This window comes from Gordonia malaquae (assembly GCF_037148075.1).
Lineage (GTDB): Bacteria > Actinomycetota > Actinomycetes > Mycobacteriales > Mycobacteriaceae > Gordonia > Gordonia malaquae.
In genome coordinates, this window is record NZ_JBBCUB010000009.1 from 1 (window position 1) to 16619 (window position 16619).

General features: G+C 66.6%; 16 protein-coding genes and 1 pseudogene. 10 read left to right on the forward strand and 7 right to left on the reverse strand.

The features are described 5' to 3' along the window. From WFK36_RS22410 to WFK36_RS22425, 4 genes and pseudogenes are all read left to right on the forward strand, one after another. Positions 1–283, forward strand: a pseudogene (locus WFK36_RS22410) (3-ketosteroid-9-alpha-hydroxylase); the annotation flags it as partial. A gap of 40 nt (positions 284–323) precedes the next feature. Beyond that, positions 324–1502, forward strand: coding sequence for an acyl-CoA dehydrogenase family protein (locus tag WFK36_RS22415; protein WP_419717523.1), 1179 nt, complete (start codon positions 324–326; stop codon positions 1500–1502). A 28-nt stretch (positions 1503–1530) separates the two neighbouring features. Next, entirely contained in the window at positions 1531–2436 is a 906-nt protein-coding gene (gene bphC / locus WFK36_RS22420) for a biphenyl-2,3-diol 1,2-dioxygenase (protein ID WP_336794439.1), read from the forward strand. A 307-nt stretch (positions 2437–2743) separates the two neighbouring features. Next, positions 2744–3544: an IclR family transcriptional regulator gene (locus WFK36_RS22425; protein ID WP_336794440.1), complete on the forward strand. Its 801-nt coding sequence runs from the start codon at positions 2744–2746 to the stop codon at positions 3542–3544. A gap of 37 nt (positions 3545–3581) precedes the next feature. On the opposite strand, the gene WFK36_RS22430 is transcribed toward WFK36_RS22425, so the two are convergent. Together WFK36_RS22430 and WFK36_RS22435 are read right to left on the reverse strand one after the other, a co-directional pair. Next, positions 3582–4292, reverse strand: a complete 711-nt coding sequence (locus WFK36_RS22430) for a PadR family transcriptional regulator (protein WP_008378562.1) — start codon at positions 4290–4292, stop codon at positions 3582–3584. A gap of 151 nt (positions 4293–4443) precedes the next feature. Further along, positions 4444–6054: a flavin-containing monooxygenase gene (locus WFK36_RS22435; RefSeq protein WP_336794442.1), complete on the reverse strand. Its 1611-nt coding sequence runs from the start codon at positions 6052–6054 to the stop codon at positions 4444–4446. Positions 6055–6254: 200 nt separating this feature from the next. On the opposite strand from WFK36_RS22435, the gene WFK36_RS22440 reads away from it, so the two are divergent. Genes WFK36_RS22440 through WFK36_RS22465 form a run of 6 tightly spaced genes read left to right on the forward strand, consistent with a single transcriptional unit; the run spans position 6255 to position 11546 of the window. Then, on the forward strand, positions 6255–7808 hold the full coding sequence (locus WFK36_RS22440; RefSeq protein WP_336794444.1) for an FAD-binding protein: 1554 nt from the start codon (positions 6255–6257) through the stop codon (positions 7806–7808). Next, the gene (locus WFK36_RS22445; protein ID WP_336794445.1) at positions 7805–9481 is read left to right on the forward strand and encodes an FAD-dependent oxidoreductase; all 1677 of its coding nucleotides are present in this window, start codon (positions 7805–7807) and stop codon (positions 9479–9481) included. The genes WFK36_RS22440 and WFK36_RS22445 overlap by 4 nt, the downstream gene beginning before the upstream one ends. Beyond that, the gene (locus WFK36_RS22450) at positions 9478–9987 is read left to right on the forward strand and encodes a VOC family protein (RefSeq protein ID WP_336794447.1); all 510 of its coding nucleotides are present in this window, start codon (positions 9478–9480) and stop codon (positions 9985–9987) included. The genes WFK36_RS22445 and WFK36_RS22450 overlap by 4 nt, the downstream gene beginning before the upstream one ends. 26 nt (positions 9988–10013) lie before the next feature. Beyond that, positions 10014–10382: an SgcJ/EcaC family oxidoreductase gene (locus tag WFK36_RS22455; RefSeq protein WP_008378558.1), complete on the forward strand. Its 369-nt coding sequence runs from the start codon at positions 10014–10016 to the stop codon at positions 10380–10382. Positions 10383–10400: 18 nt separating this feature from the next. Further along, positions 10401–10658, forward strand: coding sequence for a hypothetical protein (locus tag WFK36_RS22460; RefSeq protein WP_336794449.1), 258 nt, complete (start codon positions 10401–10403; stop codon positions 10656–10658). Positions 10659–10688: 30 nt separating this feature from the next. Then, complete coding sequence (locus WFK36_RS22465; protein WP_336794450.1) at positions 10689–11546, forward strand: alpha/beta fold hydrolase; 858 nt, start codon at positions 10689–10691, stop codon at positions 11544–11546. 107 nt (positions 11547–11653) lie between these two features. On the opposite strand, the gene WFK36_RS22470 is transcribed toward WFK36_RS22465, so the two are convergent. The 5 genes from WFK36_RS22470 to WFK36_RS22490 all read right to left on the reverse strand — a co-directional run bounded on the left by WFK36_RS22470 (position 11654) and on the right by WFK36_RS22490 (position 16526). Then, positions 11654–12487: a mycofactocin-coupled SDR family oxidoreductase gene (locus WFK36_RS22470; protein WP_336794451.1), complete on the reverse strand. Its 834-nt coding sequence runs from the start codon at positions 12485–12487 to the stop codon at positions 11654–11656. A gap of 1 nt (position 12488) precedes the next feature. Next, positions 12489–13301, reverse strand: a complete 813-nt coding sequence (locus WFK36_RS22475; RefSeq protein WP_336794453.1) for a mycofactocin-coupled SDR family oxidoreductase — start codon at positions 13299–13301, stop codon at positions 12489–12491. A gap of 109 nt (positions 13302–13410) precedes the next feature. Continuing rightward, positions 13411–14358, reverse strand: a complete 948-nt coding sequence (locus WFK36_RS22480) for an alpha/beta hydrolase (RefSeq protein ID WP_336794454.1) — start codon at positions 14356–14358, stop codon at positions 13411–13413. Positions 14359–14436: 78 nt separating this feature from the next. Beyond that, positions 14437–15429, reverse strand: a complete 993-nt coding sequence (locus tag WFK36_RS22485) for a hypothetical protein (protein WP_336794455.1) — start codon at positions 15427–15429, stop codon at positions 14437–14439. A 44-nt stretch (positions 15430–15473) separates the two neighbouring features. Then, positions 15474–16526: an alpha/beta hydrolase gene (locus WFK36_RS22490; protein ID WP_341267899.1), complete on the reverse strand. Its 1053-nt coding sequence runs from the start codon at positions 16524–16526 to the stop codon at positions 15474–15476. Between the last annotated feature and the right edge of the window lie 93 nt (positions 16527–16619).

The following is a 16619-nucleotide window of genomic DNA, read 5'->3' on the forward strand; positions in this document are numbered from 1 at the left end:
GGCCGCGCAGTTCGCCCAGGGCGTGAAGGTCGGATTCGAGCAGGACGTCGAGATCTGGCGCGACAAGGCCCCGATCGACAATCCCCTCCTGTCGGAGGAAGACGGCCCCGTATACCAGCTCCGCCGCTGGTACAAGCAGTTCTACGTCGACGTCGAGGACATCACCGACGACATGACCAACCGCTTCGAGTTCGAGATCGACACCACGCGTGCCGTCGAGAGCTGGGAGAAGGAGGTCGCGGACAACATCGCCGCAGGCCGCATCGTCAACACCGTCTCCTGACCCAGCCCTCCCCTCCTTCACACTCCACTAACGAGGAATCATGACCCGACCCATTGAGAACATCGAAGCGATCGCCGACCAGATCCGCGATCAGGGCCCCGAGGCCGAAGATCTCGGCCGGCTGCCCGACGAGACCGCGAAGAAGCTGAAAGCCTCCGGCGTGATGAAGCTGCTCGCGCCCGCACAGTACGGCGGCCTCGAAGCACATCCGCGCGAATTCGCCGAGACCGTCATGAAGGCCGCGAGCCTCGACGGCGCCACCGGATGGGTGTGCGGCATCGTCGGCGTCCACCCGTGGCAGATGGCGTTCGCCGACCCCAAGGTGCAGGAGGAGGTGTGGGGCGAGGACGACAACACCTGGATCGCGTCGCCGTACGCACCGACCGGCATCGCCCGCCCCGTCGACGGTGGCTACATCTTCAACGGCCGCTGGCAGTTCAGCTCCGGCACCGACCACTGCGACTGGATCTTCCTCGGCGCGATGCTCGGCACTCCCGAGGGCGACATGGCGTTGCCGCCGACCATGCTGCACATGATCCTGCCGCGCAGCGACTACACGATCGTCGAGGACTCCTGGAACGTCGTCGGCCTCAAGGGCACCGGATCCAAGGACATCATCGTCAAGGACGCTTTTGTCCCGTCTTACCGGGTGATGAACGGCGACCACGTGATCGACGGAACCGCACAGGCAGAGGCCGGCATGACCTCGACGCTCTTCAAGATGCCGTGGTCGTCGATGTTCCCGCTCGGCATCACCTCCGCGGTGATCGGCATCGCCGAAGGCGCCCTCGCATGCCATCTCGACTACCAGCGCGACCGAGTCGGCGCCCAGGGCGTCGCGGTGAAGGACGATCCGTACAACCTCTTCGCCATCGGCGAGGCGGCGGCCGACATCAACGCCGCCCGCCAGGAGCTGTTGGCGAACGTCGACCGGATCTTCGACATGGTCGAGGAAGGCAAGGAGATCACCTTCGCCGACCGTGCAGCGGGTCGACGCACTCAGATCCGGGCCGCCTGGCGCGCGGTGATGGCCGTCGACCAGATCTACGCGCGGTCCGGCGGCAACGCACTCCGCATGGACAAGCCGCTGCAGCGTTTCTGGCGCGACGTGCATGCCGGCCTCAACCACGCCATCCACGTGCCGAGCACCCCGTACCACGCGTCCGCCCTGGCCTCGATGGGCCTGGAGGTTCCCGACAACCTCCGCTCGATGATCTGACGCCCCTCCCAACAAAGAAAGACCCACCATGACCGACATCAAGAGCCTTGGCTACATCAAGGTCCAGACCCACGACATGGATCGCTGGCGCACCTTCGCGTTCGACGTCCTCGGCTTCGCGAAGGGCTCCGGCCCCGACGAGAACGCTCTGTACCTGCGGATGGACGAGCGCGCAGCGCGCATCGTCATCGTCGAGGGCGAGACCGACGAGATCGTCACCATCGGATGGGAGGTCCGAGACGGCAAGGCGCTCGCACGCGTCCGGGACGCGGTCACCGCTGCAGGCGTGAGCGTCACCGACCTGTCCGGCGAGGAGGCAGACGCTCGCCGCATCGAAGCCGGGATCTCGTTCACCGATCCCGCGGGCGCCACCCTCGAGGTGTTCCACGGCCCGATCCTCGATCACAGCCCGATCGTGACCCCGTTCGGCTCCACGTTCGTGACCGGCGGCCAGGGCCTCGGCCACGTCGTGCTCCCGGTGATGGACCTGAACGGCGCATTCGAGTTCTACCAGGACGTGCTCGGCTTCCTGCCCCGCGGCGCGATGCGCATCCCCGCGCCGCCGGAGTTCGGCCCGGTCCGCATCCGGTTCATGGGCGTCAACGAGCGTCACCACAGCCTCGCGCTGTGCCCGGCGCCGCACGGCGGCGCCCCCGGCCTCATTCACGTGATGGTCGAGGTCGACACGCTCGACGCCGTCGGCCAGGCTCTCGACCGCGTCGGAAAGGACGGGTTCTCCCTGTCGTCGACGCTGGGCCGCCACACGAACGACAAAATGGTGTCGTTCTACGTCCGCGCGCCCGGCGGCTGGGACATCGAGTTCGGCTGCGAGGGCATGAAGGTCGACGAGGCCCACTACACGTCGGAAGAGATCACCGCCGACAGCTACTGGGGCCACGACTGGTCCGGAAGCGAGCCGCTCGCAGCGATGTGACGGTGCCACCAGCCCGCCCGTCGAGCGGGTTGCCTCCCCGCTCGTCGAGCGGAGTCGAGACGTAGTGAGTCATCACGCGAGAGGGAGCCGTGTTGCCCACCCCACGGGGGAGCACGGCTCCCTTTCTCGTATCCGGGAGACGCCACTGACCTGCGCTTTCAATGAAGTCAGCGTCATATTCGAAGAAAAACGTGACACAGGCCTCAGTGAGCGCTATTCTCAATATGCCTAATCGAAATACCGAGGTCACAGCCTTGAGCTCAGTCGGCTAGGCAATGACACTCAGCCCCCACCCTCCTGGAGAGTCATGACCGACAACACTCCCAACGCCGTCCTCGACCGCGTCTCCCTCGTCCTCGACGCCTTCGAAGGACACGCCCGTCAGAACCTCGCCGAGATCGTCCGCCGCACCGGACTGCCCCGGTCTTCCGCCCACCGCATGCTCGAACGCCTCGTCGCACTCCGCTGGCTCCGCCGCGACGGTCGCGACTACGAGCTCGGCATGCGCCTGGTGGAGCTCGGTTCCCTCGCCGTGCACCAGGACCGCCTGCACTCGGCCGCCATGCCGTTCCTCCATGAGCTCCACCGGATGACGGGCTTCGTCATTCACCTCGCAGTCCTACAGGGCAGCGACGTGGTGTACCTCGAGAAGATCGGCGAAGGCCTCGGAAAGGCGCTCCCCACCCGCGTCGGCGGCCGCCAGCCGGCACACTGCACGGCTATCGGCAAGGCACTGCTCGCACACACCGACGACATCGACCAGAGCGCACCGCTGGAGCGCCGCACGCGCTTCTCGATCGCATCGTCGTCGGCATTGACTGCCGAGCTCGCGAAGGTTCGCGCGCACGGCGTCGCATTCGAACGCGAAGAGGCGGTCGCGCGATTCGGCTGCGTCGCGGTGCCGATCGGCGAACCCGGACAGGCCGTCGCCGCGATCTCGATGTGCGGCCCGATCGAGAAGATGACCTTCGACAACCGTCTCACATCACCCCTGCGGATGGCTGCCCTCGGCATCTGGCGGAACACCGCGGACGATGCGGTCCGCATCACGCCTACCCTCCAGCAGCGACGCGGCTTCCTTCCAACGGCGCAGCGCCCCGTCGCCTGACCGCGAGACCCTCTGCTCTAACCGACGCCGCTCCCGATCATTCGGGGGCGGCGTCGTTCGTCGCTGCGGCGGCCTCAGCGGCCGCTCGCGCCATCGCGTCCACCTCACGCCAGCGTTCCGGGGCAGGCGGAATGAGGCGCCCGTTCTCATCGAGTGCAGGCGTCAACGCCGCGTACGTCGCGTCGATCTCGTCGTAGAGGTCCTGCGCCAGCTCCAGTTCCGCTTGATAGTGCCGGTGCGCCCAGCGAAGTGCGAGCCTCGGATACGCCCATGACGGTTCGATCGTCGCCAACTCGCCGTCGTTCTCGGCCGTCTTGATCAGGTCACGAAGCTGGTCCATGTAGTCGGTCAGAATCGCCTTCAGACGGTCCGGGGAGCTCAAGTGCCCGAGCCAGATGCGCATCAATACCGGGTGTTTGAGAATCGGGAGGTCGACCGGCCCGGTCATCACCCATTCTTCGAGCGCGCGATGACCTTCCTCAGTGACCGCGTACAGTCGGCGCGACCGCTCGCCTGCACTCTTCTCCGTCCACGACTTCGCCAAGCCCAACTTCTCGAGGCGTTTCATCTCGCTGTACACCTGGCTGAACGACGGACTCCAGTAGAAGTGGCCGATCGACCAGTCGGCCCACTTCTTCACGTCGTAGCCTGATCCGCTCTCGTTGGAACTGAGCAGACCGAGGACCGCCCAGCCGGTCGGAGGGATGTCGGGGAGAGGCCGGCTCTCGCCGTCGGAATCATCCTGCACTTCCTGATCGTAACAACGCAGTGACGCGCGCTCGTGCCTGCAACCAGTCACCGGGAGGCACGTCGCCCCAGGTTGCAGACGACTTCGGCACCCGTCGACCGCATCAAGCGGCGGCGGGTGCCGAAATCGGGGACGAGCAGTCTCAAATAGGTCAGAGGAGTTGGAAACCCTCGTAGTCGTTGGCTGCGACTTTCGCGATGATGTCGCCGTACGCTCCGAACCCGCCGACGAACGGCATGAACACTCGCGGACGACCGGGAATGTTGGCCCCGAGGTACCAGGAGTTGGCCTGAACCATGAGGGACCCCTCCGCCCGACGCCTGCACTCGTCGACCCACTCGTCGACTGCCTCGGCGCGAGCTTCGAAACCGACCGAGCCCGAGTCGTCGACATGTGCGATCGCATCGGAGATCCAGTCGACGTGCAGTTCCGAGTGCAGCACCATGTTCGCCAACACCGACGGGCTGCCGGGACCGGTCAGGTTGAACAGATTCGGGAAACCCGCGATGCCGAGCCCCAGGTATGTGCGCGGACCGGCCGCCCACTCGTCGTTCAGCGTCCGGCCGCCACGACCGACGATGTCGATCTTGGCGACAGAGCCGGTCATCGCGTCGAAGCCGGTCGCGAGCACCAGTACGTCGATGTCGTGATGGCGCCCGTCCGCGGTGACCACGCCAGTCGCGTCGATCCGCTCGATGGGGGCCTTCCGCAAGTTCACCAGTTCGACGTTGTCACGGTTGTACGTCTCGAAGTATCCGCTGTCGGTGCAGATCCGCTTGGTGCCGATCGGGTGATCAGACGGGATCAGATCGGCCGCGACCTGGGGATCGTCGATCACCGCGCGTACCTTCGACTCCCAGAACTCACGGGCGGGGACGTTGGCGTCGAGTGACGTCAGCTGGTCGGGGAACGTCTTGCTGAACAGGACTCCGCCCAGTTCCCAGCGTTCCTCGTACGCCGCCTGACGTTCCTGTTCGGTCGCGTCGAGCGTGTTCTTCGGGTACGCCATGTGCGGTGAGCCTCCGCCGCTCGCCATCGACAGTCGTCGACGCTCCGCGTAGTCGGCCTTCTGCGCTGCGCGATCGGCGTCGGACAGAGGCCGGTTCCCGGCGGGAATGCTGTAGTTGGCGGTGCGCTGGAACACCGTGAGGTGATCGGCCTGCTTCGCGATCTCGGGAATCGACTGGATCCCGGACGATCCGGTTCCGATGACTCCGACACGCTGCCCGGTGAAGTCGACCTGCTCGTGCGGCCACTGTCCCGTGTGCAGCACGGGGCCGGCGAACTCGTTGATCCCGTCGATCGCCGGGATGTTCGAGTTCGACAGCGGCCCGAGCGCCAGGACGACCCACCGAGCGGTCACCGTCTCACCGGCGTCGGTCCTCACCGTCCACGTCAGCGTGTCCTCGTCGAGGGCGATCTGCTCCACCCTGGTGTTGAGGCTGATGTCGCGGTACAGGTCGAAACGTGTCGCGACGTGATCCACGTACCGGAGGATCTCAGGCTGGGTCGCGTACTTCTCGCTCCAGTCCCACTCCTGCTGGAGGTCCTCGTCAAACGAGTACGAGTAGTCGACGCTCTCGACGTCGCATCGGGCGCCGGGGTAACGGTTCCAGTACCAGACACCGCCGATGCCGCCGCCCGCCTCGAACAGCCGGACGCTCTTGCCGTCCGAACGCAGGCGGTGCAGAGCGTACAGCCCACCGAAACCTGCACCGACAACCACCACGTCGACGTCTACGGACTCCACAGTCTCACTCACGCTGCGCCTCTCGTCACTGTGCCGGGACCTCCCCGACCAACAGCAACGACGCTAAGACCATCGCAGCCGGGTAGACAGCGTGATTCCCGCTCACCGGTACGTCCCGGTCACCGGGAAGCCGCCGTCGCCAGTGTTGCCGCGCGGCTTACCGTCGGCGTCGAACGACATTTTCGTCATGAGTCAGGAGTGGACCGTTGAGCGTGGACTGGACGCAGGAGTACGACGTCGTCGTCGCCGGATCGGGAGGCGGCGGCATGTGCGGCGCCTACACGGCCGCACGTGAGGGCCTGTCGGTCCTCCTGGTGGAGGCGTCCGACAAGTTCGGCGGAACCACCGCCTACTCGGGAGGCGGCGGCGTCTGGTTCCCGTGCAACCCGGTGCTGATGCGGGCGGGCACCGACGACACGATCGAGGACGCTCTCACCTACTACCGCTCGGTGGTCGGCGACCGCACTCCGGCCGACCTTCAGGAGACCTACGTCCGAGGCGGCGCACCGCTCATCGAGTACCTCGAGCAGGACGAGAACCTGAAGTTCGAGATGCTGCCGTGGCCCGACTACTTCGGCAAGGCGCCGAAGGCCCGCCTCGACGGACAGCGCCACACGATGCCGACGCCGTTTCCCGTGTCCGATGCGCCGGCCTACAAGGACGTGGTGCGAGGCCCACTCGACGTCGACCGGCTCGGTGCGCCGACTCCCGACTATTACATCGGCGGGCGCGCTCTTGTCGCCCGCTTCCTGATGGCTCTCGAACCCCGCGACAACGCGACGTTGCAGCTCAATACGGCTCTCGTCGACCTCGTCACCGACGACGGCGAGGTGACCGGCGTGATCGTCGAGCGCGACGGCAAGCGCGAGGCGATCCGTGCCCGCCGCGGCGTCCTGCTCGCGACCGGCGGCTTCGAAGGCAACGACACCATGCGCGCCGAATACGGTGTGCCCGGCGTGGCCCGCGACACGATGGGTCCGGCCACCAACACCGGACAGGCCCACCGGGCGGGCATCGCCGCGGGTGCAGCCACCGACCTGATGGATCAGGCATGGTGGTCCCCCGGTCTGACGCACCCGGACGGCCGGTCGGCGTTCGCTCTGTGGTTCACCGGCGGCATCTTCGTCAACCAGAACGGCGAACGTTTTGTGAACGAGTCCGCACCGTACGACCGCCTCGGCCGCGACGTCCTCGATCAGATGGCCGCAGGAGAGGTGACGCTCCCGTTCTGGATGATCTACGACGACAAGGAAGGCGAAGTGCCACCGTGCAAGGCGCCGAACGTGTCGTTCTCCCCCACACAGGAGTACGTCGACGCAGGCCTCTGGCACACGGCGGACACCCTTGAGGAGCTGGCCGCGAAGATCGGCGTCCCGGCTGATGCACTCGTCGCCACCGTCGAGAAGTACAACGGCCACGTCCCGACCGGCGTCGACCCCGACTTCGGGCGCGGCGACGAGGCCTACGACCGCGCGTTCTCCGGCGGCGAGCCGCCGCTGGTGACCGTCGATCAGGGACCGTTCCACGCTGCGGCGTTCGGCGTCTCCGACCTCGGGACGAAGGGCGGACTCACCACCGACGTCACCGGCAACGTGCTCCGCGCCGACGGATCCGCGATCACGGGCCTGTACGCGGCGGGCAACACGATGGCCGCACCCAGCGGCACCGTCTACCCCGGTGGCGGCAACCCCATCGGCACGTCGATGCTGTTCAGCCACCTGGCCGTTCGTGCGATGGCCGACGCGAAGCAGGAGGCTTCGGCATGAAGACCGAATACGACGTCATCGTCGTCGGCAGTGGTGCAGGCGGACTGACAGCCGCGTTGGCCGCGGCCGATCGCGGCCTGTCGACGCTCATCATCGAAAAGGCCGACGTCTACGGAGGCAGCACTGCGCTGTCGGGCGGCGGCGTGTGGATCCCGAACAGCCCGCAGCTGGAGCGCATCGGCATCGTCGACAGCCGAGCGAGCGTGCGCGGCTACCTCGACTCCATCGTCGGAGATCACGTCCCGTCAGCGAATCTCGATGCGTTCATCGACGAGGGGCCGAAGATGATGGCCTTCCTCGACCGCAGTCCTCACCTGAAGTTCCAGTGGTGCACCGGATACAGCGACTACCACCCGGAGAATCCCGGCGGCAGGCCCGAAGGCCGCTCGGTGGAGCCGATGCCCTTCGACATCCGGGCACTCGGCGAAGACGCGGACCTGCTGCGCTCGGCGGCTCTCGCCACTCCCCCGGGGCTGTACATCACGCAGAAGGACTTCGTGCAGCTCAACATGGTGACCCGCACGTGGAAGGCCCGGCGGCAGGCACTGAAGACCGGTGTCGCCGCCGTCATCGCCGTCGCCCGCAAAGCGCGCATGGAGACGCTCGGCCGCGCGCTCGCGGCCCGGCTGCGTCTGGCGGTCAAGGACGCCCACATCCCCCTGTGGTTGAGCACCCCGATGGAATCGCTCGTCACCGACGAGACCGGAGCCGTCACGGGCGTCGAGGTGACGCGTGACGGTGACCGTCTCACCCTCACCGCACGCCGTGGCGTGATCCTCGCGACCGGCGGGTTCGAGCACAACCAGGAGATGCGCGACGCGTACCTGCCCGACGGGGCCGGACCGAACTACAGCGCGGCGTCCAAGGACAACACCGGAGACGGCATCCGCGCGGGTCAGGCGGTCGGCGCCGCCGTCGACCTGATGGACGACGCCTGGTGGATGCCGTCGATGCAGCTTCCGAACGGGGTGATGCAGGTCTTGGTAGCCGAGAGGTCGATCCCCCGCTCGCTCATCGTCGACACGACGGGCCGGCGGTTCACCAACGAGGCGTCCCCCTACGTCACGTTCACTCACGCGCAGCTCGAAGGCGGACACGTCGACGCGTGGTTCATCTTCGACTCGCGGGCGAAGAACCGCTACCCGGTCGGCGGCATCATGCCCGGCCAGAAGTTCCCCAAGTCGTGGCTCGCCGACGGCCTCATCCACACCGCCGACACCGTCACCGAGCTCGCGCAGTCGATCGGCGTCGACCCGGAAGGTCTCGGCGCCGAGGTCGCTCGCGTCAACGAACTCGCGGACCGCGGTCACGACGACGACTTCAGCCGAGGCGACAGCGCGTACGACCGGTACTACGGCGACCCGTCGCTCCCTCATCCCGTGCTCGACTCGGTCGATCGTGCACCGTACTACGCGATGCGGATGCGGGTCGGCGATCTCGGCACCAAGGGCGGCCTCGTCTACAACGAGAACGCACAGGTCCGGCGCACCGACGGGTCGATCATCGACGGGCTGTACGCCGTCGGCAACACCTCTGCCGCGGTGATGGGCAACGAGTACGCCGGACCCGGCGCCACGATCGGACCGGCGATGACGTTCGGGTGGATCGCCGCCAATCACGCCGCCGACAAGACCGCCGACCAGCGCACCGAACAGACTGCGGCGTCCGAATGACCAGCGGAGCCATCGTTCAGAACGGGTACGTCGTCGACGATCTCGACGCCGCCGTCGACCACTGGATCCGGACCACCGGAATCGGACCGTGGACGGTGTTCCGCAACGTCACACTCGACGGCGAGTATCGCGGTGAGGCGACCACCGTGACGATGGACGTCGCGATGGGATACAGCGGCGAACTGCAGGTCGAACTGATGCAGATCACGTCGTCGACACCGTCTCCGTACGCCGACGTCGACGGCTCGCCCCGCCTCGGGCCCCACCACGTCGCCTGGATCTCCGACGATCTCGACGGATCCATCGCCGCCGCGGAACGCAACGGACTGTCCGTCCTGTTCCGCGCGGGCAACGAGATGACACGCGTCGCCTACCTGGAATCCGCTGACCAGCCGGGTCTGATCGTGGAGTACATCGAGGGCGGCATGATGCGTGAATTGATCGCCGCGGGCGTCGCCGCCGCCCGCCACTGGGACGGGACCGATCCCGTCCGTGAACTCGGCTGACCCCAGCCCGACTACAGGAGAGACCCATGTCCGAACCCGACATCAACGCCACCATCCGCACCTACCTGGACACCGTCGCCACCGGCGACGCCGCAGCTGTCGCCGCGCTCTACGCACCCGACGCGACTCTCGAAGACCCGGTCGGCTCCGACGTCCGGCGTGGCCGCGACGCGATCGCCGAGTTCTACGGCGGCCTCGCAGGCGCCGAGCTCACCACCGAGTTGCTGACCGCGCGCGTCTGCGGGCTGCAGGCGGCGTTCCATTTCCGCGTGGTCACCACCGCAGGCGATGCGAAGTACATCGTCGAGCCCATCGACGTCATGACATTCGACGCCGACGGCCTCATCACCTCGATGCGCGCCTTCTGGGCGCCGTCCGACATGACCGTCGCCTGAGAAGAGAAGGTGTGAAAGATGCACGAGATAAGTTGCGGGACCTGCACCAACCGCGTCTTGGTTGAGAAGTTCAGCCCGACGCACACGAGCGTGCAATGGCTCGACGATTCAGAGAACGCATGCCCCGAGTTCGCCGAGCGAGTCGCGCGCGGCGAGAAGACGCAGAACATCCCCACCTGCCTGGCCTTGCGCGACGCCATCGAGAAGGCCGTCCACGACGGCAAGCTCGGCACCGCCGACCTCCGTCGCGAGCCCGTTCCCGGCCTCATCCGCTGACACCAGAACATCCACTTCAGGAGTAGAAACATGACGGACGTCGACTACGACGCCACTCTTCGAGAACTGCAGACGCCCCAGGGTGTCCTGCGCTATCACGAGTACGGCGACGGTCCTCCCCTCGTACTGCTGCACGGTTCGGGCCCCGGTGTGACCGGCTGGCGCAACTATCGCGGCAATCTCGCCCTGTTCGGCGAACACTTCCGGTGCCTCGTCCTCGAGTTCCCCGGCTTCGGCGTGAGCGACGACTGGGGCGGTCATCCCATGGTCACCGCCGGAGGCGCACTCGGCGCATTCGTCGACGCGCTCGGGTTGGACACGTTCGACGTCGTCGGCAACTCGATGGGCGGAGGCGTCGGCGTCGGCTACGACATCGCGAACCCCGGCCGCATCCGTCGTCTCGTCACCATCGGCGGCATCGGGCGGAACATCTTCAGCCCGGGTCCGGGCGAAGGCATCAAACTCCTCCAGGAGTTCACCGAGAACCCCACCCGCGAGGGTCTGATCCAGTGGCTGCACTCGATGGTCTACGACCCTTCAGTCGTCACGGATCAGCTCATCGAGGAACGCTGGGCGCTCGCCACCGAACCCGGCACGTTGGAGAGCGCGCGCCGCATGTACGGCAAGGCCGCATTCGCCGCGATGATTCAGGCGATGAACGCCTCCGACACTCCGCCGCAGTGGGCGATGATGCACAAGGTGTCGGCGAAGACCCTGCTGACCTGGGGTCGAGACGACCGAGTGAGCCCGCTCGACATGGCCCTCGTGCCGATGCGCACCATCCCCGACGCCGAACTCCACGTGTTCCCGAACTGTGGCCACTGGGCGATGATCGAGGCCAAGGCAGCCTTCGAACGCACCGTGATGGGCTTCCTGCTCGAGTCCTGATTCTCGGGGCCTTTCGACTCAGAAGAGAACTCCGCTCGAGGAACACAGGTTCCTCGAGCGGAGTTCTCTTCTGCTCGCGTGAGCGCCGCGGGTCGAAGGCCGTGACGCTACCGCTGAGTGCTGCCGGCGTCGACGGGGAGCGTCACCGCGGTGATGTAACGTGCCTCGTCCGACGCCAGGAACAGACACGCGTTGGCGACGTCGACCGGTTCGATCCACGGGATGTCTAGCATGTTCATGGTCCTGGCCGACGCCGCGAACTCCTCCTCGGTGGGGCTCCGATCAAGGTCGGGGCGGAACCCGCGAGCGACGACGTCGTTCCGGATCATCGGTGTGTTCACATTGGTCGGGTGGACGGTGTTGACTCGGATCCCGTACTCGGCCGTCTCCTGCGCGAGTGAGCGCATCAGACCGACCACACCGTGTTTGGCAGCCACGTAGTGCCCGACCCCGTACAGTCCGCGCAGCCCCGCGATGGAACTGATCAACGTGATCGAGCCGCTTCCGCGCGTGATCAGGTGCGGCACAGCCGCCTTCGTCGTCTGCCAGACACCGGTCAGGTTGACGTCGATCATGGTGCGCCATTGATCCTCGGTCATCTCCGACGTCATTCCGCGCGAGGTGATTCCCGCGGTGGCGCACACGGTGTCGAGCCCGCCGAGTTCGGCGACGCCTGCGTCGACGGCGGCGCGGAGGGCCGCGCCGTCGCGGACGTCGACGACGTCCTCGACGAACCGTCGCCCCTCTGCACGGACTGCCGCCGCGGTCTCCGCGAGGTCTTCGCGCGTCGCGTGCGGGATGGAGACGGTGTCGACGGGACCGCACAGGTCGATGCCGATCACGTCGGCGCCCTCCTGTGCGAACCGCACCGCCTGAGCGCGTCCGATGCCGCGTGCCGCGCCGGTGATCAGCGCGACCTTTCCTTCTAGACGTCCACTCATGTCAGATAACTTTCTGGGTCAGGCCCGCGTCGACGACGATCTGAGTTCCCGTCACGTAGCGGGACTCGTCGCATGCGAGGAAGAGGACTGCGTTACTCACGTCTTCGGCGTCCACCCACGGCACCGGCAGCAGGTTTCGGCCGCCGAGTTCACGTGCCGCGTCGTCGAGGGTGGGATTGTCGAGGTCGGGGCGCAGCTTGGCGAACACCTCGTCGTTGAGGATCATCGGCGTCGCGACGGAGCCGGGGTTCACCGTGTTGACGCGGATTCCGGAGGCGCCGAGTTCGTTGGCGAGCGTTCGCATGAGGCCGACGACGGCGTGTTTGCCCGCGGAGTAGTGCGCCACCCGCGCGCCGCCCTTGTGCCCGTTGACCGAGCTGATGATGACGATCGACGCTCCCGACTTCAGGTGCGGCAACGTCGCCTTGACGGTGTTCCACACGCCGGTGAGGTTGACGTCGATAGGACGCTGCCAGTCCGCGTCGTCGAGTTCCCATGACAGGCCTGCCGACGGGTAGATCCCGGCATTCGCCACCACGGTGTGCAGATGACCGTCGGCGCCGATGGCGTTCTCGACGGCCTCCCGGACGCTGTCCTGCGAGGTCACGTCCGCATGCCCAACTGTGCAGCGGCCTCCGGCGCCTGCGATGAGACCGGCCGTCTCGGCAAGGCCCTCGTCAGCCGCGGGCAGGTCGAGCGCGATGATCTCCGCGCCCTCCTGCGCCAGCCGGACCGCGTGGGCTCTGCCCATGCCGCTCGCCGCGCCCGTCACGAGCACGACCTTCCCGTCCATTCGCTTTGTTGATGAGGTCATTCGCCGAATGTAAATCGGGACGGGCACCCGAATGGGTGTCCGTCCCGATCAGCGGACCTAAAGGTGTGTCGCCCAACGCGCGAAGCGAGTTGGGCGACACACCTTCGCGTCAGGCGAAGCCCGGCAAACCTCGGACAAGCGCCCACATCTGTGCGCGAGCGGCGGGAGTGAGCGAGAACTGGGCGAATGTCAGGACCCCGTGAAACAGTCCGTCGAAGCGGTGGAAGGTGACGGGGACTCCGGCCGCACGGAGTGTGTCCGCGTACGCCTCGGCGGAGTCGCACAATGCGTCGAGTTCGGCCGGAGCGATCACCGCGGGCGGCAGCCCCTCGTGTGAGGACGCCCTGGTCGGGTCCACCAGCGCCGAGTCGCGCCCGGTGGGAGCGTAGTTGTTCCAGTACCACTCGAGCGACGCCACATCGTTGTAGTACCCCTTGGCGTACTCCGTGTACGACGCGGTTCCCGAGCCCTCGCCGAGCACCGGGTAGATGAGGACCTGACCCGCGATCCGCGGTCCGCCGCGGTCCCGGGCCGCGATGCTGACTGTCGCCGACAGGTTTCCTCCGGCACTGTCCCCGGCGACGGCGATGCAGGTCGGATCGCCTCCGAACTCGCCGATCGACGCTGCCGCCCACTCGACGGCGGCATACATGTCCTCCATCGCGGCGGGGGCGGGGTTCTCCGGTGCGAGCCGATAGTCGACGGATACGACAATCGTCTCGGTGTTGTGCGCCATTGCCCGGCAGAACTCGTCGTGAGTGTCGAGGTTGCAGAACACGAAGCCGCCGCCGTGTGCGAACACGATGACGGGCAGCGCTCCAGTCCGCTCCTGCCGATGCGGGACGTAGACGCGGAGCGCGAGCGGTCCGCCCGGTCCGTCGATCGACAGGTCGGTCAGCGATGCGAGATCGGGTTCGGTGCCGCGGGGCCCACGACGCGCTTCGATCGCGGCACGGGCCTCGGCGCCCGTCATGTGCGACACCGTCGGAAACCCTTCGTCGAGTCGTGCGAGCATCTCCTCAACGTCGGGATGCAGGTCGGTTCGGCGTGTGCCCATGTCGTCTCCTAGTCGGCGGTCACCGCACGCTAGCGCGGCGGAAAGGCCGACCTCGACGCCCGCTCCCGCCCAGCGGGATCAGATCCGCGCGAAGCCCTCCCGCGACACCGTGAACCCTTTCCCATCAGGTGTGACGCACCGGAATCCGGCAGTGCTCGACGAGCACGTCAGTGTTCCGCCCGACACGGGGACGGTTACCTTCTCGCTGTACTGGAGGACACCGTGCGGCGTCGCCCATTGACCTTGCAGCGTGGTCGTGCAGGCCCCGGTGGGCCGCCACATGAACACGTTGGAGTTGGCGGTCTCATACTGGGCGGGATAGATCCCACAAACCAGATCCTTCGAGACCCGATGCGGCGCATTGGGCGTCTCACACCGAAACGACGTCTCGTGCGACACACAGACGATCGCACCGGTCGGCGACCGGAAAGCCGACTGATTTCCGCTCCGGAACCGCTCGAGAGGGACCGTCGACCCGCTCGACGTCGACGTCGTCGGCACGGCGCCGGTCGAACCGAACGACGTGATGTAGGTGCGCGAACCCTGATCCGGGATGGACGCTTGCACGCTGGTCCCAGACTTTCGATAGGGCACGTCCGCCCACGACTCCGGATCGATCCCACGCTCTCGAAGGTCCAATTGGACGTCGAGTTGGTCGCCAGACCACTGCGTCACACGGATCGTCTTCATGACGTATGGACGCGGGTCGACGACTGGCGAACCGTTCACGAACACCACCAGAATCTGCCCCGTCGACGAGCCTGTGCCTGCAGGCCCGGAGGCATCGCCGAGAGACCCGTCGTAGACACGGAAGCCGAAGCAGCTGTCGCCGCCATTCTGGGTCGACTTCTCCGGATGGAAGTACGTTCCGGACTGGCTTGTCGTGAACGGCCCGGTGACCTCTGGAATGGCGTCAGTGCATGAAGTCGTCTGACTGCTCGCACCTGCAGTCACGGTGACCGTCGCGACGCCGTCGGGCGAGTTCTTGGTGGAATCACCGCACGCCGCCAAGATCACCATCAGGACGACCATGAGAACTGTCGCTGCCTGCCCACGCATTCGCCTCCCCATGCACCGAACTGTATCGGTCCGGTACGACAAACCGCGTCAGACTGTCAGCTCTGGGCCGCGAGGTCCTTGGCGATCTCAGGCCAGGTGCTGTGGAGCTCACGCTCCCAGTACTCCCACGAGTGAGTTCCGGTCGGCCGGACGGTGAGGGTCGTGTCGACGCCGTTCGCGACGAGCGCCTGCTGCATCTGCTGGGTGCAGCTGTCGACGACCGCTTCGATGACTCCACCCATCAGCACCTGATCGAGCAGCGTCGCGGGGTTCCCGTCGATGAGGCGAGCGTTCGGGACGTCGTACCGACCGGGAAGGCCGGTTCCGGTGGTCATGTACACCTTGACGCCCTTCAGTTTGTCGGCGTGGAGGAACGGATCGTTGTCCTTCCAACCGGGGCCGTCGAGCGGTCCCCACATGTTGGTGATGTCGCCGCGCCCGCGGTCGCCGACAACGGTCCGGATGTACGCCTGGCCGAGCGGATCACTCGTTCGCGCGCAACCGCTGAACGCGGCGACGGAACGGTACAGCTTCGGTGCCGCGATCGCGAGGTTGAAGACCGACGTGCCTGCCATCGAGATGCCCGCGATCGCATCCGCGCCCGTGGTGTTGAACGCCTCGTCGACGAGCGGGGGGAGCTCCTGGGTGAGGAAGGTCTGCCACTTGTTCCGCCCGAGCACCGGGTCGTCCTTCTGCCAATCCGTGTAGTAGGAGAAGGCGCCGCTGTTCGGGGTCACGACGTTCACATGCTTGTCGGCGAAGAACTTCTGGTAGTCGGTCTTCGCCTTCCACGTCGCTGAATCCTCGCCACCGCCTGCACCGTTCAAGAGGTAGAGGACCGGCGCGGGACGCGACGTGTCTTTCGGACGAAGAACGGTGAGCGGGATGACTCGACCCATCGCCGCCGAGTACACCTCGAGGAGCGTCTCCTGCCCAGCGACGACCGCCTTCGTCACGATCCGCGACGGCAACTGAGCGGTCGCAGGCGCAGTCGACGACGGCGTGACCGCCGGGTCTGCCGACGCCACACCGGTTCCAGTGCAGGCCATTGCCAGCACTGTCAGTGCAACTGCCCCTCGGACAACAGATCGTCGCATCATCCACCCCATTAGTCTCATGCGAAACAACTGTCACAGATTCTAGCGCGACGACAGCCCCACCGGAAACGGCAGAACAGCGCTGGGCCGGTTTCGATGCGGGAG

Bases quoted from the DNA above. Each gene is read 5' to 3' on its own strand.
- WFK36_RS22415 (WP_419717523.1), top strand. From the start codon at position 324: ATGACCCGACCCATTGAGAACATCGAAGCGATCGCCGACCAGATCCGC.
- bphC (WP_336794439.1), top strand. From the start codon at position 1,531: ATGACCGACATCAAGAGCCTTGGCTACATCAAGGTCCAGACCCACGAC.
- WFK36_RS22425 (WP_336794440.1), top strand. From the start codon at position 2,744: ATGACCGACAACACTCCCAACGCCGTCCTCGACCGCGTCTCCCTCGTC.
- WFK36_RS22445 (WP_336794445.1), top strand. From the start codon at position 7,805: ATGAAGACCGAATACGACGTCATCGTCGTCGGCAGTGGTGCAGGCGGA.
- WFK36_RS22450 (WP_336794447.1), top strand. From the start codon at position 9,478: ATGACCAGCGGAGCCATCGTTCAGAACGGGTACGTCGTCGACGATCTC.
- WFK36_RS22455 (WP_008378558.1), top strand. From the start codon at position 10,014: ATGTCCGAACCCGACATCAACGCCACCATCCGCACCTACCTGGACACC.
- WFK36_RS22460 (WP_336794449.1), top strand. From the start codon at position 10,401: ATGCACGAGATAAGTTGCGGGACCTGCACCAACCGCGTCTTGGTTGAG.
- WFK36_RS22465 (WP_336794450.1), top strand. From the start codon at position 10,689: ATGACGGACGTCGACTACGACGCCACTCTTCGAGAACTGCAGACGCCC.
- WFK36_RS22470 (WP_336794451.1), bottom strand. From the start codon at position 12,487: ATGAGTGGACGTCTAGAAGGAAAGGTCGCGCTGATCACCGGCGCGGCA.
- WFK36_RS22475 (WP_336794453.1), bottom strand. From the start codon at position 13,301: ATGACCTCATCAACAAAGCGAATGGACGGGAAGGTCGTGCTCGTGACG.
- WFK36_RS22480 (WP_336794454.1), bottom strand. From the start codon at position 14,358: ATGGGCACACGCCGAACCGACCTGCATCCCGACGTTGAGGAGATGCTC.
- WFK36_RS22485 (WP_336794455.1), bottom strand. From the start codon at position 15,429: ATGGGGAGGCGAATGCGTGGGCAGGCAGCGACAGTTCTCATGGTCGTC.
- WFK36_RS22490 (WP_341267899.1), bottom strand. From the start codon at position 16,526: ATGGGGTGGATGATGCGACGATCTGTTGTCCGAGGGGCAGTTGCACTG.